We start from the raw sequence: 21,874 nt of genomic DNA on the forward strand, positions 1-21,874 counted from the left end.
TCCACTTAAAAAACGGCCACAAACCGTTCAGACAAACCGAGCCACCTCTATGTGACAACTAGCAAAGAGACATCATCCAAGATGTTCCCAATATCGACTTTGCGTGGAGTATGGAATTTTCGAAATCTCGATCGGACTTCCGAACCAAGAATGCCATTGTTGGCAAGCAAGCGGAGCCTCAGCGTTCGTCAAAACGAAGTTCCAGAGTTGGCAGCAAACTCGCGCTCCGCGGAGGTTTAGGTGGGGCATGCTGCCCCACCTAAACGAGCTCATCGTAAGTCTCTTGCGGCGGAATGCTAAGCTCAAGGGACAGGCCCTATTTGTTTGACCTCCGGGGATCAGGCAAGCATGCCGAGCGGGTTTTCCAGGTTTTCGACGATGGCTTGCAGAAGTTGTGCGCCGAGGGCACCGTCGATGACGCGGTGATCGACGGAGAGTGTGACAGACATGATGGTTGCGACCGTAAGTTCGCCGTCGTCGCCAACCACGGGCTTTTTAGACCCTGCACCGACGGCAAGGATCGCGCCGTGGGGTGGGTTAATGACGGCGTCGAAATTGTCGATGCCGAACATGCCAAGGTTAGAGATGGCAAAGGTGCCGCCCACATACTCATGCGGTCCGAGTTTCTTGTCGCGCGCACGGGTTGCGAGATCCTTCATTTCAGTCGAAAGGGCCGAAAGAGACTTCATCTCGGCGTCCTTCAGGACCGGGGTGAAGAGACCTCCATCGACTGCGACGGCCACGGCGACATCGGAGGGCTTGAGTTGTAACATGCGGTCGCCGGCCCAGACGCGGTTGGCCTCGGGCACGGTTTGCAGTGCGAGGGCGCATGCCTTTATGATGAAGTCATTGACCGAAAGCTTCACGCCGCGCACTTCGAGTTGCTTGTTCAGCGTGGAGCGGAACTTGAGCAACGCGTCGAGCTTGATGTCGCGACGTAGGTAGAAATGCGGGATCGTCTGCTTGGCCTCGGTGAGGCGGGCCGCGACGGTTTTGCGCATGCCGTCGAGCGAGATTTCCTTGAAATCGCGGTCGGCGTAGGTCTTGAGCACCGCGTCGGTAGAGGGACCGGTAGGTGCGGCGGAAGCGGCGGCGGCTTTTGGAGCTTTGGCTACTGGCGCCGGAGCAGGGGCTGCGCTGGCGTTGACAACGTCGGCCTTTACGATGCGGCCACGGGGACCGGAGCCCTTGAGCTGGCTAAGGTCCAGCCCCTTGTTAGCGGCGATGCGACGGGCCAGCGGGCTCGCGAAGATGCGGGAGCCGTCGGCCGCAGCAGGGGCCGGAGTTGCCGGCGCCTCGGAGGCTGTCGCGGGCGCGGTCGCCTCTGCACTTGCGTCGACTACCGCAACGGACTCCGGCGCGGGGGCGGCGGCAGGGGAGCTGCCGATATCGCCGGCGCTTTCGCCTTCGGCGAGCAGGATCGCGATGGGCGAGTTGACGGCGACGCCTTCGGTGCCTTCGGCGACGAGGATCTTCCCGATCACGCCTTCGTCCACGGCTTCGAACTCCATCGTCGCCTTGTCGGTCTCGATCTCGGCCAGAAGGTCGCCGGACGAGACCTCGTCCCCTTCCTTCACCAGCCACTTTGCCAGCGTGCCTTCCTCCATGGTCGGAGAGAGCGCGGGCATCAGGATTTCTGTCGGCATATCTCGTTCCTCAGCGGTAGGTGACTTGCTTGACGGTCGCGATCACCTCGTCGGTGGTCACGAGCGCATGCTTTTCGAGATTGGCGGCATAGGGCATGGGAACGTCCTTGCCAGTGCAGTTCATGACCGGCGCGTCGAGATAATCGAATGCGTTCTCCATGATATAGGCCGAGAGGTGGTTGCCGATGGAGGCCACCGGGAAACCTTCTTCGACGGTCACGCAGCGATTGGTCTTCATGACCGAAGCGATAAGCGTGTCATAGTCGATGGGGCGCAAGGTCCGCAGGTCGATCACTTCGGCCTCGATCCCGTCCCCGGCGAGCTTTTCGGCAGCTTCCAGTGCGTATTGCATCCCGATACCGAAGCTCACGATGGTAACATCCGTACCCTCCCGCCAGATCCGGGCCTTTCCGAACGGTACCGTGTAATCGGCAATATCCGGCACCTCGAAGCTGCGGCCGTAAAGGATCTCGTTTTCCAGGAAAATTACGGGGTTAGGGTCGCGAATGGCGCTCTTGAGCAGGCCCTTGGCGTCGGAGGCACAGTAGGGTTGGACCACTTTCAGGCCGGGGATCTGCGCATACCATGCGCCGTAATCCTGGCTGTGCTGGGCGCCGACGCGGGCGGCAGCACCATTCGGGCCGCGGAAGACGATCGGGCAGCCCATCTGTCCGCCGGACATGTAGAGGGTCTTGGCGGCCGAGTTGATGATGTGGTCGATCGCCTGCATGGCGAAGTTGAAAGTCATGAACTCGACGATCGGGCGCAGGCCGGCCATGGCCGAACCCACCGCGATACCGGCAAAGCCATGCTCGGTGATCGGCGTGTCGATAACGCGCTTGGCGCCGAATTGGTCGAGAAGCCCTTGGGACACCTTGTAGGCGCCCTGGTACTCGGCCACTTCCTCACCCATCAGATACACGCTCTCGTCGCGGGTCATCTCTTCGGACATCGCGTCGCGCAGTGCTTCGCGGACCGTCTGCTGCTTCATCGGGGTGCCTTCCGGATAATCCGGTTCAAGCACAGCGCTCGGTGTCGGCGCAGCCGGGGCCGCAGCAGGGGCTGCGGCAGCGGCGGGTGTCTCGGCGGCTGGGGCCGGTGCAGCGGCCGGAGCGGCGCTCAGTGCGGCGTCCACGTCTTCGCCTTCCTCGACCAGGATCGCTATGGCCGCGTTCACAGCCACACCCTCGGTACCTTCGGCCACGAGAAGTTTGCCGACGATCCCTTCATCGACCGCTTCAAACTCCATCGTCGCCTTGTCGGTCTCGATCTCGGCCAGGATGTCACCGGAAGATACGGTGTCGCCTTCCTTCACCAGCCAGCGCGCCAAGGTGCCTTCCTCCATGGTCGGCGACAGCGCGGGCATTAGAATTTCGATTGCCATTCGTCTTTTCTCCGTACTGTCAGCTGCTTACGCTTCGGCGTAGATGTCGGTCCAGAGCTCTTCGAGCGCGGGCTCGGGGCTCTGCTTGGAGAATTCGGCGGATTCGTTGACGATATCCTTGATCTCCTTGTCGACGGCCTTCAGCTCTTCCTCGGTGGCATGCTTGCCGGTCAGCAGAAGCTGGCGCACACTCTCGATCGGGTCGCGCTCGTCGCGCATCTTCTGCACTTCTTCGCGGGTGCGGTACTTGGCCGGGTCCGACATGGAGTGGCCGCGATAGCGATAAGTCTTCACTTCAAGGATATAGGGACCCTTGCCCGAACGGCAGTGGGCGACGGCTTTCTCGGAGGCGGCCTTCACGGCCAGCACGTCCATTCCGTCCACTTCCTCGCCGGGAATGCCGAAGGCCGCGCCGCGCTTGTAGATCTCCTGGCTGGAGGTCGAGCGCTGCTGGGCGGTGCCCATGGCGTATTGGTTGTTCTCGATGACGAAGATCACCGGCAGAGCCCAAAGCGCGGCCATGTTGAAGGTCTCGTAGACCTGGCCCTGGTTGGCGGCACCATCTCCGAAATAGGTGAAGGTCACGCGGCCGTTTTCGTTATATTTGTCAGCAAAGGCGAGGCCGGCTCCGAGCGGCACCTGCGCGCCGACGATTCCGTGACCGCCATAGAAATGCTTCTCCTTGGAGAACATGTGCATGGAGCCGCCCTTGCCCTTGGAATAGCCGCCTTCGCGGCCCGTGAGCTCGGCCATGACACCCTTGGGGTCCATGCCGCAGGCGAGCATGTGCCCGTGGTCGCGATAGGAAGTAATGCGCTTGTCACCTTCCTCGGTCGCGGCTTCCAGCCCGACGACCACGGCCTCCTGGCCGATATAGAGGTGACAGAAGCCACCGATCAGTCCCATGCCGTAAAGTTGGCCGGCTTTCTCTTCAAAACGCCGGATCAAAAGCATGTCTTTATAATAGCCGAGCAGCTCCTCCTTGGAGACATTCGGTTTCTTGGTGGTCCGTCGCGCTGCCATTCGCAGGGCCTCCCTCGCCAAAGAATAGTTTAACGTTGAATTATCCTGTAGCAGAGGCAGTTGGGGAACGCACAGAAAAAACTGTCCAACATGGCGGAAATTAGGCTTGCAAAGCCGAAAACCCGCCATGCATCAGGTGGGATGCTCGCCGCGCTGAACACATAGCTCGTCCTCAAGAAAAGACGGCGAGTGTGCCTCCGTTGGCGAAAATCCTGTCCTGGCCTGACTCCACGACCCCGAAATTGGTCGAATTCGTTTCCCGTGTTATGGTTCTGGCGTGAATCTGGGAGGGAGACTGAAATGCGTTGCTTGTTCGTTACGACGTCGGTGCTGTGTCTATTGGCCGGGGGGGCGATGGCTTTCGAGCCGTCGCCGGATGCTTCGAGCCTCAACAAGGCCTTCCCGGGAAAATCCTATTCCCCCTATGCCGACAGAGGGTTTCCCAGCATGCCGCTCTGGGGAGACACCCATCTGCATACTTCGACCTCCTTCGATGCCGGGGCTTTCGGCAACCGGCTTGACGCCCACGCGGCCTATCGGTTTGCCAAGGGCGAGCAGGTAACGGCGACAACTGGCATTAATGTGCGGCTGTCGCGGCCGCTCGACTGGCTGGTGGTGGCCGATCATTCCGACAATATGGGCCTGTTCGACCTGATCTACGCCCAGGACGGCTCGATCATGTCCGACAGCGAAGGCCGCCGGATCGCAACGATGGTGGCCAATGGCGGCGAAGAGGGGGTCGCCGCGGCGCTCGAGTTGATCGACGCCTATTCGCGTGGCGAGAAGATCTCGTCGGCCCTGGCGGTCGAGGCCGGCAGCAAGACCTTCCGCTCAGTCTGGCAACGTCAGATCGAGGCGGCCGAGGCTGCCAATGACCCGGGGCGGTTCACGGCCTTCATCGGCTATGAGTGGACCTCCCTGATCCAAGGCGGAAATATGCATCGCGTGGTGATGTACCGCGATGGCGGCGAGAAGGCTGCAATGGTTGACCCCTTCACCACCGAGGCGCCGATAGGTTCGATCAACCCGCGCGACTTGTGGAAATGGATGGCCAATTACGAGGATCTGACCCGCGGCGACGTGCTGGCGCTCGCCCATAACGGCAATCTCTCGAACGGCATCATGTTTCCCATCGACGCGCAGTTCGACGGGTCCGAGCTTGACGCCGAATATGTCGAGACCCGCGCCAAATGGGAGCCGGCCTATGAGGCGACCCAGATCAAGGGCGACGGCGAGGCCCATCCCTTCCTGTCGCCGAACGACGAGTTCGCCGATTACGAGACTTGGGACAAGGGGAACCTGAACCTCTCCGAGCTCAAGGAAGACAGTATGCTCGCCGGCGAATATGCCCGCGAGGCGCTCAAGCGTGGCCTTCAACTGGAAGCGCGGCTCGGCACCAACCCCTACAAGTTCGGCATGATCGGCTCGACCGACAGCCACACCAGCCTGGCCACCACGCAGGAGGACAATTTCTTCGGCAAGCATTCGGGAACCGAGCCGAGCCCGGAGCGTCCAGGCCATATCGTCGCCCAGTTCGGCGACGTGGCGGTTCTTGGCTGGGAACAGGCGGCCTCGGGGCTGGCGGCCGTCTGGGCGGCGGAGAACACGCGCGAGGCGATCTTCGACGCGTTCGAGCGCAAGGAGGTCTATGCCACGACTGGCTCGCGCATCGGCGTGCGCTTCTTCGGCGGTTGGGACTACACGGTCGAGGACCTTACGTCCCGCACGCCGGCCTTCGCTGGCTACGAAAGAGGGGTGCCGATGGGAGGCAACCTTCCCGCCGCGCCTGACGGAGCGAAAGCGCCAACCTTCATGGTCTTTGCCCTCAAGGATCCGATCGGAGGGAATTTCGACCGCATCCAGATCGTCAAGGGCTGGATGAATGCCGATGGCGAGACCGAGGAGAAAGTGTTCGACGCGGTCTGGGCTGGTGACCGTGCCCGGGATGCGGAGGGCAAGCTGCCGCCCATCGGCTCGACCGTCGAAGTGGAGCGGGCCACCTGGACCAACACGATCGGCGCGGCGGAACTGGGCACGGTCTGGACAGATCCGGAATTCGATCCGACGCAACCGTCCTTCTACTATGCGCGGGTGATCGAGATCCCGACGCCGCGCTGGACCGCCTATGATGCCTTCCGCTTTGGCGCAGAGGTGCCCGATGAGAGCCCGATGACCACCCAGGAGCGGGCCTATACCTCGCCGATCTGGTACACGCCGCAAATGTAACGCGGCCTGATGCTGCGCCTGTTGCACCGCCGCAAAAGGATATGGCCGTCGGCGTGCCGGCGGCCATTTGCGTAGCGGTTGGGGAACGGCGAGGGCAGGGCGTTCTAGCGGATGACGATTTCGTCGACGCGGATCAGGCCCAGCACGTTGCGCGCGCGCTCATCAAGAAGATCCAGGTCGAGGTAGTCTTCCGAGAGGCGATGCGTCTTGTTCTGCATACTGGCCACGACCAGTTCGAGCTGGGCCTTTTCGGCCTCCAGCGCCCGCGTTTCCGCTTCTATCTCGATGCGGCGAAACAGGCCGAAATCTCCCTGCACGGCGGCGAAGGTAAAATACATCGCCAGCGACAGGCTGATCGTCAGAAATATCGCAGATTTCACCGCGGGGCGCGATGTGGTGTTGCTCATTGGCCTGCCTCTTGGCCGCCTCTTGGCGGGCGACGTCGAGGATGATTCTGTCACAGGCCGATGGATTTGTGAATCCACGAAATGTAGCGGGGCACCCTTCGCGAATCACAAGTGAGTCGTGCAGGCAACACCTTTGGGGCGCCGAGAATGACCGACCGTCCGCCAAGCCCGAGCTAGACGAAACGCTCGAAGACATTGCCAGAGCTGGCCTCAATATGGGTACCTGCTCTTAATGGGAGGGATTTGCGCTGGCAGGGCGGGCGTCTCTGCTCCACCAGCGTCTTCCCGAGTTCAGTTCCCAGAGCGGCGTTTAAAACGCCGGACTTGACCCACCGCGCGAAGAGGGCCGGCATTGCCGGCCCTCGCTTGCCGTTACACGTGACCTGGAGGGTGCATGTAGCGGCTATGTGACAAGGCACTGGGTCAGGTCCGCACATCCGGGCCGTCGCGCCCGGTACGCTCCCGGATCCCGGCAATGGCGTCCGCTGCAGCAATGATCTCGGCCAGCGCCTCCTGCGGATCGCGGTGCATTGCCGCCGGATCCTCGCAGACATCTTCCAGGTAAACGCGCAGGGTCGCGCCCACGGTGCCGGTGCCCGAGAGGCGGAAAACAGCACGCCCGCCGCCCTCGAATCCGATGCGGATCCCCTGCTTGGCCGAATGTGAGCCGTCAACCGGATCGTCATAGGCGAATTCATCGGCGCTCGCGACCACCTTGCCAGCGAAGGACTTGCCCGGAAGTGTTTCGAACTGCGCGCGCATCGCCTCCATCAGCTCCTCGGCGACGGTCGCATCCACACCCTCGTAGTCGTGGCGGGAATAGTAGTTGCGGCCGAACTCGGCCCAGTGATCGTCCAGCATCTGCTGCACCGACTTGCCGTTGACGGCGAGGATATTGAGCCAGAGCAGCACCGCCCAGAGCCCGTCCTTCTCGCGAACATGGTCCGACCCGGTGCCGGCGCTCTCTTCACCGCAGAGCGTGGCGCGGCCCGCGTCCAGCAGGTTGCCGAAGAACTTCCATCCCGTCGGCGTCTCGTAGCAATCCAGGCCCCGCTTGGCAGCAACCCGGTCCACCGCGCCCGAGGTGGGCATGGAACGGGCAACACCGGCAAGACCCTTGGCATAGCCCGGGGCCAGATGCGCATTCGCGGCCAGAACCGCCAGCGAGTCCGAGGGTGTCACGTAAGCGCCGCGCCCCACGACCATATTGCGATCCCCGTCGCCATCGGAGGCGGCGCCGAAATCGGGTGCGTCCTCGGCGAACATCGCGTCAATCAGTTCCTTGGCCCAGATCGGGTTCGGATCGGGATGGCCGCCGCCGAAATCGGGAGCAGGGGTGCCGTTTACCACTGTGCCGCGCGGTGCACCAAGACGGCCTTCGAGGATCTCTGTAGCATACGGTCCGGTCACGGCATGCATCGCATCGAAGCGGATGCGGAAGCCGTTATCGATGAGCCGGGCAATCGCGTCGAAATCGAACAGCTCTTCCATCAGTTCAGCGTAATCGGCCACCGGATCCACCACCTCGATCGCCATCTCACCGAGCGCGGTTTCGCCAATCGTGGAAATGTCCACATCCTCGGTCACCATAATGTCATAGGAGGTGATCTCCTTGGTGGCGGCAAAGATCCGGTCGGTCACCTCCTCGGGGGCGGGGCCACCATTGGGAGTGTTGAACTTGACGCCGAAATCTTCCTTCGGCCCGCCCGGGTTGTGAGAGGCCGACATGATGATGCCGCCGTCGGTCTGCCGGATACGGATCATGTGGGAAGCCGCCGGCGTGGACAGGATTGCATCCTGGCCCACGATCACCTTGGCGCAGCCCTGTGCGGCGGCCATGCGCAGGATCACCTGCGCGGCGCGATCGTTGAAATAGCGGCCATCGCCGCCCAGAACCAGCGTCTTGCCCTCAACCCCGCCGATCCCGTTGAAGATCGACTGGATGAAGTTTTCGAGGAAATGCGGCTCCATGTAGACATTGGTTTTCTTGCGCAGGCCCGACGTTCCGGGCTTTTGTCCCTCGATCGGCTGTGTCTGAACGGTAATGCGTTCCATGGCTCACTCCTGTCGGCCGGACTCTTTCATGATTTTCGCGGCGGCCAGCACGGCGGGGTGGCCGTCCAGCGCCTTCACGCCAACCGGCAGCCGGCGCCGCCAGTTGGGATGCGTATCGACGGTGCCGGGCAGGTTGGCCTGCTCCTTCACCCCCAGGATATCTTCGAGCTGAAGCGCGACAAGTCGACTCTTCACCGAGCCAAGGAACCGGTGCAACGCATCCGGCCCGTCGCCATTGGTGCCGGCAAGCTTGTCGAAGCCTGCGACCTCGCTGCGGCGCCATTCCAGCCCGTTCGAATACCCTTCTTCGTCAAGATAGCCTAGATCGTGGCGCACTTCGATATCCAACCCCGCGCGCCATCCCGCCCAGGTCGGCACGTCATGGCTGCCGAAGCTGGCCAGCGCGGCCTCGGTATAGTCCTCGGGCTTGCGGAACTCGGCATGCTCGGGCTGCTCGAACATGCACAGCCGGCAGCCGAGCAGGCCGGAGCGGCTCATCGCCTCCTGCAACCCGTCGGGCACATTGCCGAGATCCTCGCCAATCACCGTGGCGCCCGCGCGCGCGGCCTCGATGCGGACCACGGCCAGCATAGCCTCGCGCGGCATCACGACATAGGTGCCCGGCGCGTCCGCGTCCGTCGGCACCCAATAGGCGCGCTCGAAGCCCAGAACATGGTCGATCCGCAAGAGCTTGGCAAAGCGCATCTGCCGGCGCAGCGTCTCGGCCAGCGGGCGGAAATGCATCGCGGCCAGCGCATGCGGATTGAAGGGGGCCAGCGCCCAGCACTGCCCGTCTGGCGAGAACGCATCGGGCGGTGCCCCGAGCGAGACACTGGGGGCAAAGACCGACCCGTCGGACCACGTCTCGGCCCCGTGCGGATGGGTGCCGACGGCCAGGTCCAGATAGAGGCCGAAATGCATTCCAGCCGCTTCGGCAGTGTCCGAGACGGCCTGCAATTGCTGCTCTGCTGTCCATTGCAGCCAGCAGTGGAACCGGATCTCGCGCGGATGGGCCTCGCGAAAGGCGCGTGCGGCGGGCGAATGGGCGTCCTGCAGGCTCTCGTCCCAATTGCACCAATAGGGCCCGTGCAGATCGCTCAGCGCCTGATGGGTGGCGAAGCGTTCCAGCGAGCCGCCTTCGGCCGCGATCCAGCGATCGAAACCCGCGTCGCCGCCCTTTGCCTCGAACCGTGTGAAAGCGGTTTCCAACGCTGCGCGGTGCGCCGGCAGGATTTCCGCGTAATCGATCAGCGTGCCACCATCGGTCGGCCGGTCTTCGCCAAGCGCAATATGCATGGTCGAGAGTCGCCGCCGGTGGGCGGGCGAGTAGGGGCTGAAGGCGTTCTTGTCGTTCGGAAAACCCGCATGAACCGGGTTCAACCCGACGAAGCTGGCGCCGGCACGGCCGAGAGCGGCGACGGCCTCGGCCAGGTCCGAATAATCGCCGAGCCCACCCTCCTGCGCGCTGCGCAAACCATAGAGCGCCAAGGTCACGCCCCAGTCGCGTTCCGGCAGCGGGATCGCGGCAGGGGCGACGAGCAACGTCGTTTCTTCGCCATCGACAGAGAGCACGTGGATGCCGACGGGCAGCGGCGGAACGACGATCTCGCTTCCCGCTGGCAGGATCGGGTCCGGCCCGGTGGGCAGGGCCTTCGCGCTGCCATCCTCGTGCAGCAGGCGGATCGCCTCGGCGGGCTGCGCCAAGGCATGCCGCGTCTCGCAATCGGGTTCGATGATCAGCCAGCGGGGCAGGGCGCGGCGCGCGGCCTCGGCCTTCAGATTGGCCAGCGTCGCTTCGGTGGCCTCCTCCGAGGACGCGTCGAACCCCATCGCCGTGAGCAGGGCGATGTCCGTCGCGGCGCCAGTGGCGCGGCGGGTGCCCTTCTGGTCCCAGTAGTCGTCATAGATCCCGGCCATATGCGCCAGTTCGCGCAAAGCCCCACTCATGCGACCTGTTCCAATACGAAAATGGCGACGGATTGAGCTTTCACAGCGACCTCTGTCTTCTGAACCGTAACCTGGGCGCGGCCCGGCTCGGCGGTGTCAATGGACCATGCCCATCGCGACCCCTTGGGCGGATCGGGCAGGTGCACCTCGGCATCGCCGCCGGCATTGAAGACGGCAAAGATGGCATTCTCGGTGGCGGCGTAAATCGGCGTGCCGGAGGCGGTGCGCATCTCGACGCACACCAACTTCAGCTCCGGATCGACCCAATCGGGCGTCAGCATCGGCTTGCCATCGGCGCGCCACCAGAACAGGTCCTCGCGCCCGTCGATGCGGCGTTCGCGGGAATGCAGGAACACTTTCTGCCGCAGGATCGGGTGCTCGCGGCGGAACCGGATCATCTCCGCCGTGAACGCCATCATGTCCATGTCGGCGTTTTCCCAGTCGATCCAGCTGGTCTCGTTATCCTGCGCATAGGCGTTGTTATTGCCGTTTTGCGTGTTGCCCAACTCGTCGCCCGCCAGCAGCATCGGCGTGCCCTGGCTCAGCATCAGCGTGGCGATCATCGCCCGCTTGCGGCGGTCGCGAGCCTCGATGATCTTGGGATCGTCGGTCGGGCCTTCCCAGCCGAAATTGTCCGAGTAGTTCTCCGAATGGCCGTCGCGGTTATCCTCGCCATTGGCCAGGTTGTGCTTGCCATTATAGCTGACCGTATCGTGCAGGGTGAAACCGTCATGCGCGGTGATCAGGTTCACGCTCGCGGTGGCGGGGCGGCCGGAATGGTCGAACTCGGCCGCCGAGCCGGTCAGGCGGCCGGCAAGATCGGGCGCACGGCCGGAATCGCCACGCCAGAAGCGGCGGATCCCGTCGCGGAAGCGGTCGTTCCATTCGTGGAAGGGGGCGGGGAAGCCGCCGAGCCGGTAGCCGCCCGGACCGACATCCCAAGGCTCGGCGATGAGCTTGACCTGAGTCAGTACCGGATCCTGCCGGATCGCATCAAAGAAGCTCGCGCCGGGATCGAAGCCGTAATCTGTGCGCCCCAGCGTGGAGCACAGATCGAAGCGGAAGCCGTCGACATGCATCACCTGCACCCAGTAGCGCAGGCTGTCCATCACCATGCGCAGCACCATCGGGTGGTCGAGATTGAGAGTGTTCCCGGTGCCGGTATCGTTGATGTAATAGCGCTTGTCCTGGATCAGGCGGTAATAGGAGCGGTTGTCCAATCCGCGGAAACTCAGCGTCGGTCCAAGCTCGTTGCCCTCGCAGGTGTGGTTGTAGACCACGTCGAGAATGACCTCGATGCCTGCATGGTGCAGCCGCGCAACCATCTGCTGGAATTCGGAAATCTTGCCTTCGGACAGGTAGCGCGGATCGGGGGCGAAGAAGCCGAGCGTCTGGTAGCCCCAGTAGTTTTCCAGGTTCTTGTCGTGCAGGAAGCGGTCCGTCAGGAAGCTCTGTACCGGCAGAAGCTCGATCGCGGTGATACCGAGCTGGTTGAAATAGTCCAGCATCGGATCGGTCGCCAGCCCGAGGAAACAGCCCTCCGGCGCCACCTTGGGGTGAAGCTGGGTGAGGCCTTTTACATGCGCCTCGTAGATGATCGTGTCCTGGATCGGGGTGCGCGGGTGGTTGTCATAGCCCCAGGAGAACGCCGTATCCTCGACCACGCAGCGCGGCATGTACGGGGCACTGTCGCGGGTGTCGAAGCTCAGATCGCGCGCGTTGGAGCCGACCTGGTAGCCCATCAGCGCGTCATGCCAGACAGGCTTGCCCGTCAGCCGCTTGGCGTAAGGGTCCAGCAGCAGCTTGTTGGGGTTGAAGCGGTGGCCCTCGTCGGGGCGATAGGGGCCGTGCGCGCGCAGCCCGTAATACTGCCCCGGACGCAGGCCCGAGACATAGCCGTACCACACGTCGCCATCGCGTTCGAGCAGCCGCAGGCGTTGGGTCTCCGTCTTGCCATCCGAGGAGAAAAGACAGACCTCCATCGCGGTCGCATGTTGAGAGAAGACGGCGAAATTCACGCCGTCTCCATCGAAGGTCGCGCCGAGCGGTGCGGGGCGGCCGGCCGAAATCACGAATTCCGGGTGTCTCACGGGGTCCTCGACGCTTCCTTGAAGAGCGCCGCGTATTCGGCGGCCGATACATCCCAGCCGACCGGGTGTTTCATCCCGTTACGCTGAATTTGCTGGAACAGCTTTGGCTGGGCCCAGAGATCGCATAGCGCATCGAGTGCCTCGGTCAGAGCATCGGCACTGCCCGGTTCGTGCTGAATGCCCGTGGCGACCTTGGCCATGCGCGTCGCCACGGTCAGGGGAATGACCGTATCGGCCAGCCCGCCCGTCTGGGCGACAACGGGAACCGTGCCATAGCGCAGCCCGTAGAGCTGGGTCAGTCCGCAAGGCTCGAACCGCGATGGCACGAGAATCGCGTCGCCGCCGGCGATGATGCGGTGGCTGAGCGGTTCGTCATAGCCGATGCGCACCGCGACCTGGCCGGGATGCGCCGCGGCGGCTTCAAGGAATTTCCCCTCGAACCAGGGATCGCCGGAGCCGAGCAGGCAGAGTTGCCCGCCGCGCTCGATCAGGCGGGGCAGGGCATGGAGCAACAGGTCCATCCCCTTCTGGTCGGTCAGGCGCGAGACGACGACGCAGAGCGGACCGCTCTCTGGATCGAGCCCCATTTCCTCGCAAAGCACCGCCCGGGCTTTGGCCTTGCCGCGCAGGACCTTGTAGGCTTCGATATGTGGGTCCGTCGCGGGGTCCCAGTAATCGGTGTCTATTCCGTTGAGAATGCCGGTAAAATCCGCGCCCTTGTATTTCAGGGTGCCGTCGAACCCCATGCCGAATTCGGCTGTCTTCAGCTCCTTGGCATAGGTCGGCGAGACAGTGTTGACCTTGTCGGCATAGGCGATCCCGGCCTTGAGCGCCGAGATGCGCCCGTAGAACTCGAAACCGCCGGCATTGTAGCCTTCCATCGGCAGGCGCAGGCGGTGGACCATGTCCGGGCCGGCAGAGCCGGTGAAGGCGATATTGTGGATCGTCATGACCGAGCCGACAGTATGGGCCGCGCCGGTGCGCTGCATGTAGACGGGCGTGAAGCCGCCTTGCCAGTCATGCGCATGCACGACGTCGGGCTGCCAGCCATGCAGGTGGCCTTCACTGGCCAGCCGCGCACCGATCCAGCACAGCGCCGCGAAACGCTCCGGATTGTCCCACCAGTCAAAGCCGTCGGGCGCCGCATAGGGGCCGCCGCCGCGATAGAACAGATGGGCGGCGTCGAGCACGTAAAGCTCCAGATCGCCCACCGTCCCGTAGAGCACCTGCGCGGGACCCCCGAAGAGGTTCCCATCCGTCATCACCTGCCGTCCCTCGCCAAGCGCTTCCAGGATCTTCGGGTAGCCTGGAACGAGCGTGCGCATGTCCACCCCTTCGGCCTTGATGGCCAGGGGCAGGGCGCCAGCCACGTCGGCCAGGCCTCCCGTCTTGATCAGGGGGGCGATTTCCGAAGCAACGGAGAGGACTTTCATGAGAGCGCGGCTTCCCTTCTGTCGAGCATGTCCTGCGTGATCAGCGTGACCCCTTTCTCGGAGACGCGGAACCACTTGGCGTCCTCCTCCGGATCCTCGCCGACGACGAGCCCTTCGGGAATGATCACACCACGGTCGATCACGGTCTTGGTCAAACGGGCGTGCCGATTCACGGTCACATAAGGCAAGACGACGGAATGGTCGAGCACCGCAAATGAGTTCGTTTTCACCATCGTGCCCAGCAGCGAATTGCGGATCTCGGTACCCGAAATGATGCAGCCGCCGGAAACCATCGAGGAGATGGCCATACCGCGGCGCTTTTCCTCGTCATGGATGAATTTCGCCGGTGGCACGGATTCCGAATAGGTCCAGATCGGCCATTCATGGTCCCACAGGTCCAGCTCGGGCGTGAAATCCGTCAGGTCGATATTGGCCTTCCAGAAGGCGTCTACCGTGCCCACGTCGCGCCAATAGGCGGTCGCGGAAGGGTCGGACTTGACGCAGCTATCGGAGAACCGGTGGGCGACGGCCTTGCCGTTTTTCACGATATGCGGGATCAGGTCATTTCCGAAATCATGGCTGGAATCGACATTGGCCGCATCCTGCAGCAGCAGTTCGCGCAGGAATTTCCAGTTGAAGACATAAATCCCCATCGAGGCCAGCGCCATGTTCGGATCGTCGGGCGTACCCGGCGGATCGGCGGGTTTCTCCATGAATTCGATGATCCGGGACGTTGCGTCCACAGCCATCACGCCAAAGGCGGAGGCTTCTTCGCGCGGCACGGTCAGGCAGCCGATGGTCACATCCGCGCCCGTGTCGACATGCTGCTGGAGCATCATCTCGTAATCCATCTTGTAGATGTGATCACCCGCCAGAACGACAATGTATTCAATGTGGTAGCTGTCGATGATGTCGATGTTCTGATGAACGGCGTCGGCCGTGCCGACATACCAGTTTTCGCCGCCCATCCGTTGCGAGGCGGGCAGCACGTCGAGATATTCGTTCCGCTCGGCGCGGAAGAAGCCCCAGCCGCGCTGGCAGTGGCGAATGAGCGAATGGGCCTTGTACTGGGTGGCGATCGCCATCTTCCGGATGCCGGAATTCAGCGCGTTGGAGAGTGCGAAGTCGATGATCCTTACCTTGCCGCCGAAATAGACCGCCGGCTTCGCCCGGCTATCGGTCAATTCCTTCAGGCGGCTTCCTCGGCCGCCGGCAAGAACGAAGGCCATCGCCCTCGAAGACAGTCTTGTATGAGAGTTCGGCATGGGGGTGGTCCTCCTCCTTCTTAGTCCTGTCGTCAGTCCAGTTCGCGCACAAGGATGACGGTCGAGAGTGGCGGCAGGGTTACGGGCGCGGAATGGTCCTGCCCGTGCCAGGGTGTGTCCTCCGCCGTGACGCCGTTCATGTCGCCACGACCCTCCCCGCCATATTCCTTGGCATCGGTGTTGAGCGCCATGCGCCACTTGCCCTCTGCCGGCAGGCCGATGCGGTAACCCATGCGCTCGATGGGGGTGAAGTTGCAGGCAACGACAACCTCCGGATCGTCCGGCCCGCCGCGACGGATCCAGGCAAAGACGGAGGCGTCCATGTCATTGGCTTCCAGCCACTCGAAACCGCCCGGCTCGCAATCCTTGACATAGAGCGAGGGCGTTTCGCGGTAGAGGAAGTTGAGATCGCGCACGAGCGTCTGCACGCCTGCGTGGGTGTAATACTCGGTCGCGGCCCAATCGAGCTGGTCGTTGTTGTTCCACTCCGCCCACTGGGCGATCTCGTTGCCCATGAACAGAAGCTTCTTGCCGGGATGGCCCCACATGAAGCCGTAATAAGCGCGCAGGTTGGCGAATTTCTCGCCCTCCAGCCCCGGCATCTTGTTGATCATGCTGCCCTTGCCATGAACGACCTCGTCATGGCTGATCGGCAGGATGAAATTCTCGCTGAAAGCGTAGTGAATGCCGAAGGTCATCTGGTGGTGATGGTGCCGACGATGGATCGGGTCACGCGCGATGTAGTCGAGCGTGTCGTTCATCCAGCCCATGTTCCACTTGAAGCCGAAGCCAAGGCCACCGGCATCGACCGGCTTGGAAACGCCGGGGAAGGAGGTGCTCTCCTCCGCCGCCGTCATGATGCCCGGCACCTCGCCATAGCAGATCTCGTTGGTGCGCTGCAGCAGCGAGATCGCTTCGAGGTTCTCTCGTCCGCCATCCTTGTTGGGGATCCACTGGCCGTCTTCGCGGGAGTAGTCACGATAGAGCATCGAGGCCACGGCATCCACGCGCAGCCCGTCGACATGATATTCCTCCAGCCAGTAGAGCGCGTTGGAGATCAGGAAATTGGCGACCTCGATACGGCCGTAATTGTAGATCAGCGTGTTCCAGTCCTGGTGGAAGCCTTCCTTCGGATCGGCATGCTCGTAGAGCGCGGTGCCGTCGAACTGGCCGAGGCCATGCACATCGGTCGGGAAATGCCCCGGCACCCAGTCGAGCAGAATGCCAAGCCCCGCCTGGTGGGCGGCGTCGATCAGGTCGCGGAATTCATGCGGTGGCCCGAAGCGGATGGTCGGCGCGAAAAGCCCGATCGGCTGGTAGCCCCAGGAGCCGTCGAAGGGGAACTCGCTGATGGGCAGGAATTCCAGGTGGGTAAAGCCCATCTCCTTGGCGTAATCGACCAGTTCCACCGCCGCTTCCTTGTAGGAAAGCGGGCGGTTGCCCTCGTCGGCCTTGCGCTTCCAGCTGCCCAGATGCACCTCGTAGATCGAGATCGGCGCGTCATGCGCGTTCTTCTCCAGGCGATGACGCATCCAGCCGTCGTCGTCCCAGCCATAGCCGGAGATGTCGCGCACCACGCTCGCCGTGGCCGGCGGGTGCTCGGAGCCGAAACCGACCGGGTCCGCCTTGGCCGCCATGAGCTGGCCCTGCGCCCCGATGATCTCGTATTTGTAGGGCGTGCCTTCACCGATCCCCGGCAGGAAGATCTCCCAGATGCCGGTTGCCCCGCGCAACCGCATCGGGTTGCGCCGCCCGTCCCATGAGTTGAAATCGCAGATCACCGACACGCGCTGCGCATTGGGCGCCCAAACCGCGAAATGGGTGCCATTCACGCCTTCGTGCACCTTCACATGCGCGCCCAGAACCTCCCAGATTCGCTGATGTGTTCCCTCGCCCAGAAGGTACTCGTCCATCTCGCCGATCACGGGACCGAAGCGATAGGGATCCTCGTTCTCCCAAATGTCGCCATCGTTATTGCTTCCGCGCAGCCGATAGGGCGCACGCGCGGGCACCATGCCGCAGAAAACGCCGGGCACTCCGTCGAAATGCCAGAGCGGGAATTCCTTGTCCTCCATCAGGACGGTCATGGACTCCGCGCCCGGGTCGAAGACCGTGACCCAATGGGTCTCGTCCTCGGCCTCGTGCAGGCCCAGGACGCCAAACGGGTCACGGAGCGTGCCGGCTGCGATCTGCTGGGCCGTTTCCGGCGACAGCGGCATTTGCGGGTATTTGGCAGGGGTGTCGGTCATAATTGCAAGCTACTCCTATTCCCCTGTTCCGCAAGCGTTGACGCTCACTCTGCGGCGAGATCGACCAGCGGCGCCGCTTCCACGTCCCAGACATCCTTCATGTAACCGCGAATGGTACGGTCCGAGCTGAACCAGCCGGTGCGCGCGGTGTTGAGCGCGGCAACGCGGGCCCATTCCGCCTTGTCGGCGAAAGCGGCATCCACGTCGCGTTGGGCGCGCCAGTAATCGGAGAAATCCGAGCAGACCATGAAATAGTCATGATGCGTCAGATTGTCTGTGATCATGTGGTAGCGTCCCGGCTCCTCGGGGCTGAAGCGACCGGAACGGATCGTTTCGAGCGCGCGGGCAAGCCGCGGATCCGCGGCGATCGCGCGGCCGGCATGGCCGGGTTCGGCGCGGCGCGTCATTACTTCCTCGGCGGTCATGCCGAAGAGGAAGAAATTCTCGGGTCCGACCAGTTCGCGGATCTCCACATTCGCGCCGTCCAGCGTGCCGATGGTCAGCGCGCCGTTGAGCGAGAATTTCATGTTGCCGGTACCGGAGGCTTCTTTGCCGGCGGTCGAGATCTGCTCGGAAAGGTCAGCGGCCGGGATCAGGCGCTCGGCGAGGCTGACATTGTAGTTCGGCGGGAAGACCACCTTCAGGTAACGGCTGGTCAGCGGGTCGGAATTCATCACCTTGGCCATGTCGTTGGTCAGGTGCACCATCTCCTTGGCATAGGTGTAGTTCGGGAAGGCCTTGCCGCCGAAGATCTTTACCCGCGGCGTCCAGCCGGCATTCGGGTTGTCGCGGATTTCCAGCCAATAGGCGATGGTCTCCAGCAGGTTCATGTGCTGGCGCTTGTATTCGTGGATCCGCTTGACCTGGATATCGAAGATGGAGTCCGGATCGACACTGATTTCGAGTGTCTCGGCAATCCAGTCGGACAGGTCCACCTTGTTGGCGCGCTTGGCGGCGGAGAATTTCTCCAGCCAGCCGGCATCCTCGGTAAAGGGCTCCAGCTTCTTGAGGTCCTCGGCGTGATCGACCCAGTTGTCGCCGATGGAATCGGTGATCAGCGTCGACAGGCGCGGGTTGCACGACAGGAGCCAGCGGCGCGGCGTCACGCCATTGGTCTCGTTGACGATCTTCTCGGGGTGCAGTTCGTGCAGATCCTTGAAGACCGTGCTCTTCATCAGCTCGGTATGCAGCGCGGCCACGCCGTTGACCTTGTGCGCCATGATGAAGCCCAGCGTGCCCATGTGGACCTTGCCGTCATGATGGGCGTTCAGGTCGTGGGTGCCGGTCTCGCGGCGGTGCAGATCGTCGATGCGATCGATCAGTTGCATGTGACGCGGCAGAAGGCGGCCCATGCGCCCCTCGCTCCAGGTCTCCAGCGCCTCGGGCAGCAGCGTGTGGTTGGTATAGGAGATCGTGTTGCGGGCAATGCCGACGGCCTCCTCGAAGTCGATGCCGCGCTCGTCATGCAGGATGCGCACAAGCTCGGGACCGGCAATGGCCGGGTGGGTGTCGTTGATCTGGATCGCCGCTTTCTTGGGCAGCAGCCTCAGATCGTCATACTCGCTCTCGAAACGGCGCAGGATGTCGCGGATGGAGGCGGCGGTATGGAAGAACTCCTGCTTGAGGCGCAGCTCCTTGCCTTGCTCGGTGTGATCGTCGGGGTAGAGCACGCGCGACAGCGTGCGCGCCATCGCCTCCGGCTCGGCCGCGGCGGCATAATCGCCCCGGTTGAAGCGGGCGAGATCGAACCCATGCATCGGGCGGGCTTCCCAGAGCCGCAGCGTGTTGCCCCAGCGGCCTTTCCAGCCGATGACGGGCGTGTCATGGGCCATGGCGATGAGCATTTCGGAGGGGTACCAGTTGGCCCGGCTGCCGATTTCCTGCACATGGCCGCCAAAACCGATATCGATGGAGACCTCGGGGCGGACAAATTCCCAGGCATGCGCCTGGTTGAGCCAGTCTTCCGGTTCCTCGACCTGGCGGCCATCCTCGAAACGCTGCCGGAACAGGCCGTTCTCGTAGCGGATGCCATAGCCCATCGCCGGCAAGCCCAGGGTGGCCTGGCTCTCCATGAAGCAGGCGGCCAGACGGCCAAGCCCGCCATTGCCAAGCGCGGCATCGGGCTCGTCCTCGATGATCTCTTCCCACTCGACGCCAAGATCCTTCAGCGCGTCGAGCACCGCCTCGTCGAGACGCATATTGATGATCGCGTCCTTGAGCAGGCGGCCGATGAGGAATTCCAGCGACAGGTAATAGACCCGCTTGCGCTTTTCGGCATAGGCCCGACGCGTGGCCTCGAACCACCGGTCCACGATCTTGTCTCGCACCGCATAGGACAGCGCCATGCGCCAGTCATAGGTCTTTGCGTGGGCGGTATCCTTGCCAAGGGTGTAAACAAGGTGGTGAAGGATTGCGTCCTTCATGTCTGCGGAAGTCATTTTGGCTTACCTCGTCTCATCGCCGCGGGGAGGAGCGGCACGGAATTCATTTAAGCGGTTATTGACGCTCCGCGACACTGGCGCAAGCCCCGTCCGCGCATTCAATAATGCGACTGCAGCGTTTTTGCGGCTGTCGTGAAACCCAGGAAAAAAAGGTCCTTCCCTCCCGGGACGTGCCGCCGCCCGGTGGATTGGGATGCTGCATTGCAGAAATAGAATGGGTTTAATTCGTGCTTGGCGCGAGGGCGGACGGTTCAAGCGCCGGGGTCGTATCTGTCCAGAAAGCCTTCGGCCGGCATCTCCCGGAAATCCCCGAGGGCAGCGCGCAGGCGCACATGCTCCCAATTCCACCATCCAATCGCGATCCGGCCTTCGGCAATGGCCGCTGGCATTGCGGCCTTCAACGATCTTGAAGCCGGAGACGAAGAGGGCGACCAAAGGGCCATTGTGAGTCCGGAATGGCGGCGCTTTCGGAGGTCAAGCGCCACGTAAGAACCCTTAATTTGACTGTTGCGGTCCTGCATGTTTGTGGCGACGTCGTCAATGAGGCCTGCTTTCGTTCAGTTGGCACGGAGCAGGGGGCTCTGCCCCCGCGCTCTTGCGAGCGCCCCGGAAGTGAAATCGTCTTCCAACACGTCCCGTCCATCGGCCAAGGGCACGCCGGCGTGGGTTTCTCCTCTTCCCTTTTCGTAATGCAGAGCGCGTGCTGCAGGGACCGCTAGTACCGCCCAGGACAAGTCGGTTGTGATCGGTTCCGGGCAGGGGTATCCGGCTAACAGGTGAGTGAAAGGACGTCTCATGGAACGGGTGGAACTCAGTGTCGGGCTGGAACTCAGCCGGATCGTCTATGGCCTGTGGCGGCTCGGGGATGACGAGGACACCTCGCCTGCCCATGTTCAGAAAAAGATCGAGGCCTGTCTGGAGCAGGGGATCACCAGTTTCGACATTGCCGATATCTATGGCGGCTACACGACCGAGGCGATCCTGGGCAAGGCGCTGAAGGATGCGCCGGAGCTGCGGGCGCGGATGGAGATCGTGACCAAATGCGATATCATCGCGCCGGTCGGCAAGTATTCCGGCCGCGCGGTGAAGTATTATGACACCTCGCCGGCGCATATATCCACTTCGCTGGAGCGCTCGCTGCGCAAGATGAAGACGGATCGGATCGACCTGTTCCTGCTGCACCGGCCCGATCCGCTGATGGATCCAGTTGAGACCGGGCGAGCGCTGGATGAGGCCGTAGCCTCGGGCAAGGTGCGCGCGGTGGGCGTGTCCAATTTCAAGCCGCATGACTGGGAATTGCTGCAATCGGCGATGGAGAACCGGCTGGTCACCAACCAGATCGAGATCTCGCTGCTGACGCACCAACCGATGACCAATGGCGAGCTGGCTTTCCTGCAGCGCGAAGGCGTCGCGCCAATGGCCTGGTCGCCGTTGGGAGGCGGCGCGCTGCTCTCCTCCGGGCATAACCGCATGAACGAGGCGTTGAAGCATTTTGCCGAACGCGACGGGGTGGAGGCGGGCGTGATCGCGGTGGCCTGGCTGCTGGCGCACCCGGCCTGTATCCTGCCGGTGATCGGCACCAACAAGCTGGAGCGCATCCGGCATTTCCCGGACGCTTTCAAGGTCAACATGGACCGCGAGACATGGTACGCCCTCTACACGGCGGCGCTCGGCCACGAGGTGCCCTGATGGAGAGCGCTCCGGAGAG

General features: G+C 62.9%; 14 protein-coding genes. 2 read left to right on the forward strand and 12 right to left on the reverse strand.

The features are described 5' to 3' along the window. Positions 1-338: 338 nt before the first annotated feature. From AX756_RS06120 to pdhA, 3 genes are read right to left on the reverse strand one after another with little or no spacing between them, the layout of a single operon-like run. Complete coding sequence (locus AX756_RS06120) at positions 339-1,646, reverse strand: pyruvate dehydrogenase complex dihydrolipoamide acetyltransferase (RefSeq protein WP_068309588.1); 1,308 nt, start codon at positions 1,644-1,646, stop codon at positions 339-341. A 10-nt stretch (positions 1,647-1,656) separates the two neighbouring features. Further along, positions 1,657-3,030 (reverse strand): pyruvate dehydrogenase complex E1 component subunit beta, encoded by a 1,374-nt coding sequence (locus tag AX756_RS06125; RefSeq protein ID WP_068309589.1) that lies wholly within the window; start codon positions 3,028-3,030, stop codon positions 1,657-1,659. Positions 3,031-3,057: 27 nt separating this feature from the next. Then, a complete protein-coding gene (gene pdhA, locus AX756_RS06130) occupies positions 3,058-4,053 on the reverse strand; it encodes a pyruvate dehydrogenase (acetyl-transferring) E1 component subunit alpha (RefSeq protein WP_068309590.1) in 996 nt (331 codons plus the stop codon). A 300-nt stretch (positions 4,054-4,353) separates the two neighbouring features. Between pdhA and AX756_RS06135 the strand changes: the two genes are divergently transcribed. Then, positions 4,354-6,279: a DUF3604 domain-containing protein gene (locus AX756_RS06135; protein WP_068309591.1), complete on the forward strand. Its 1,926-nt coding sequence runs from the start codon at positions 4,354-4,356 to the stop codon at positions 6,277-6,279. Between the two features lie 104 nt (positions 6,280-6,383). On the opposite strand, the gene AX756_RS06140 is transcribed toward AX756_RS06135, so the two are convergent. The 9 genes from AX756_RS06140 to AX756_RS25525 form a co-directional block, all read right to left on the reverse strand. Further along, entirely contained in the window at positions 6,384-6,686 is a 303-nt protein-coding gene (locus tag AX756_RS06140) for an FtsB family cell division protein (protein WP_068309592.1), read from the reverse strand. A 423-nt stretch (positions 6,687-7,109) separates the two neighbouring features. After that, the gene (locus tag AX756_RS06145; protein ID WP_068309593.1) at positions 7,110-8,741 is read right to left on the reverse strand and encodes an alpha-D-glucose phosphate-specific phosphoglucomutase; all 1,632 of its coding nucleotides are present in this window, start codon (positions 8,739-8,741) and stop codon (positions 7,110-7,112) included. Positions 8,742-8,744: 3 nt separating this feature from the next. Next, complete coding sequence (malQ, locus tag AX756_RS06150; protein WP_068309594.1) at positions 8,745-10,688, reverse strand: 4-alpha-glucanotransferase; 1,944 nt, start codon at positions 10,686-10,688, stop codon at positions 8,745-8,747. Beyond that, a complete protein-coding gene (gene glgX / locus AX756_RS06155; protein WP_068309595.1) occupies positions 10,685-12,778 on the reverse strand; it encodes a glycogen debranching protein GlgX in 2,094 nt (697 codons plus the stop codon). Before glgX ends, malQ begins: the two co-directional genes overlap by 4 nt. Continuing rightward, positions 12,775-14,211 (reverse strand): glycogen synthase GlgA, encoded by a 1,437-nt coding sequence (gene glgA / locus AX756_RS06160; protein ID WP_068309596.1) that lies wholly within the window; start codon positions 14,209-14,211, stop codon positions 12,775-12,777. The genes glgX and glgA overlap by 4 nt, the downstream gene beginning before the upstream one ends. After that, on the reverse strand, positions 14,208-15,476 hold the full coding sequence (glgC, locus tag AX756_RS06165) for a glucose-1-phosphate adenylyltransferase (protein WP_082738967.1): 1,269 nt from the start codon (positions 15,474-15,476) through the stop codon (positions 14,208-14,210). Before glgC ends, glgA begins: the two co-directional genes overlap by 4 nt. A 32-nt stretch (positions 15,477-15,508) precedes the next feature. After that, positions 15,509-17,725: a 1,4-alpha-glucan branching protein GlgB gene (gene glgB / locus AX756_RS06170; protein ID WP_082738968.1), complete on the reverse strand. Its 2,217-nt coding sequence runs from the start codon at positions 17,723-17,725 to the stop codon at positions 15,509-15,511. Between the two features lie 44 nt (positions 17,726-17,769). Next, complete coding sequence (locus AX756_RS06175; protein WP_068309598.1) at positions 17,770-20,163, reverse strand: glycogen/starch/alpha-glucan phosphorylase; 2,394 nt, start codon at positions 20,161-20,163, stop codon at positions 17,770-17,772. Between the two features lie 254 nt (positions 20,164-20,417). Then, positions 20,418-20,555 (reverse strand): hypothetical protein, encoded by a 138-nt coding sequence (locus tag AX756_RS25525; RefSeq protein WP_156461403.1) that lies wholly within the window; start codon positions 20,553-20,555, stop codon positions 20,418-20,420. A 406-nt stretch (positions 20,556-20,961) separates the two neighbouring features. Between AX756_RS25525 and AX756_RS06180 the strand changes: the two genes are divergently transcribed. Further along, on the forward strand, positions 20,962-21,855 hold the full coding sequence (locus AX756_RS06180) for an aldo/keto reductase (RefSeq protein WP_068309599.1): 894 nt from the start codon (positions 20,962-20,964) through the stop codon (positions 21,853-21,855). The last annotated feature ends 19 nt before the right edge of the window (positions 21,856-21,874 follow it).

Origin of the sequence: Aliiruegeria sabulilitoris (assembly GCF_001558155.1) — a bacterium.
GTDB lineage: Bacteria > Pseudomonadota > Alphaproteobacteria > Rhodobacterales > Rhodobacteraceae > Tropicimonas > Tropicimonas sabulilitoris.

Excerpts from the sequence above, each read along its gene's own strand:
- AX756_RS06145 (WP_068309593.1), bottom strand. The coding sequence starts at position 8,741 with ATGGAACGCATTACCGTTCAGACACAGCCGATCGAGGGACAAAAGCCC.
- AX756_RS06135 (WP_068309591.1), top strand. The coding sequence starts at position 4,354 with ATGCGTTGCTTGTTCGTTACGACGTCGGTGCTGTGTCTATTGGCCGGG.
- AX756_RS25525 (WP_156461403.1), bottom strand. The coding sequence starts at position 20,555 with ATGCCAGCGGCCATTGCCGAAGGCCGGATCGCGATTGGATGGTGGAAT.
- glgA (WP_068309596.1), bottom strand. The coding sequence starts at position 14,211 with ATGAAAGTCCTCTCCGTTGCTTCGGAAATCGCCCCCCTGATCAAGACG.
- pdhA (WP_068309590.1), bottom strand. The coding sequence starts at position 4,053 with ATGGCAGCGCGACGGACCACCAAGAAACCGAATGTCTCCAAGGAGGAG.
- glgB (WP_082738968.1), bottom strand. The coding sequence starts at position 17,725 with ATGACCGACACCCCTGCCAAATACCCGCAAATGCCGCTGTCGCCGGAA.
- AX756_RS06125 (WP_068309589.1), bottom strand. The coding sequence starts at position 3,030 with ATGGCAATCGAAATTCTAATGCCCGCGCTGTCGCCGACCATGGAGGAA.
- AX756_RS06120 (WP_068309588.1), bottom strand. The coding sequence starts at position 1,646 with ATGCCGACAGAAATCCTGATGCCCGCGCTCTCTCCGACCATGGAGGAA.
- AX756_RS06180 (WP_068309599.1), top strand. The coding sequence starts at position 20,962 with ATGGAACGGGTGGAACTCAGTGTCGGGCTGGAACTCAGCCGGATCGTC.
- AX756_RS06175 (WP_068309598.1), bottom strand. The coding sequence starts at position 20,163 with ATGACTTCCGCAGACATGAAGGACGCAATCCTTCACCACCTTGTTTAC.
- malQ (WP_068309594.1), bottom strand. The coding sequence starts at position 10,688 with ATGAGTGGGGCTTTGCGCGAACTGGCGCATATGGCCGGGATCTATGAC.
- glgC (WP_082738967.1), bottom strand. The coding sequence starts at position 15,476 with ATGCCGAACTCTCATACAAGACTGTCTTCGAGGGCGATGGCCTTCGTT.
- AX756_RS06140 (WP_068309592.1), bottom strand. The coding sequence starts at position 6,686 with ATGAGCAACACCACATCGCGCCCCGCGGTGAAATCTGCGATATTTCTG.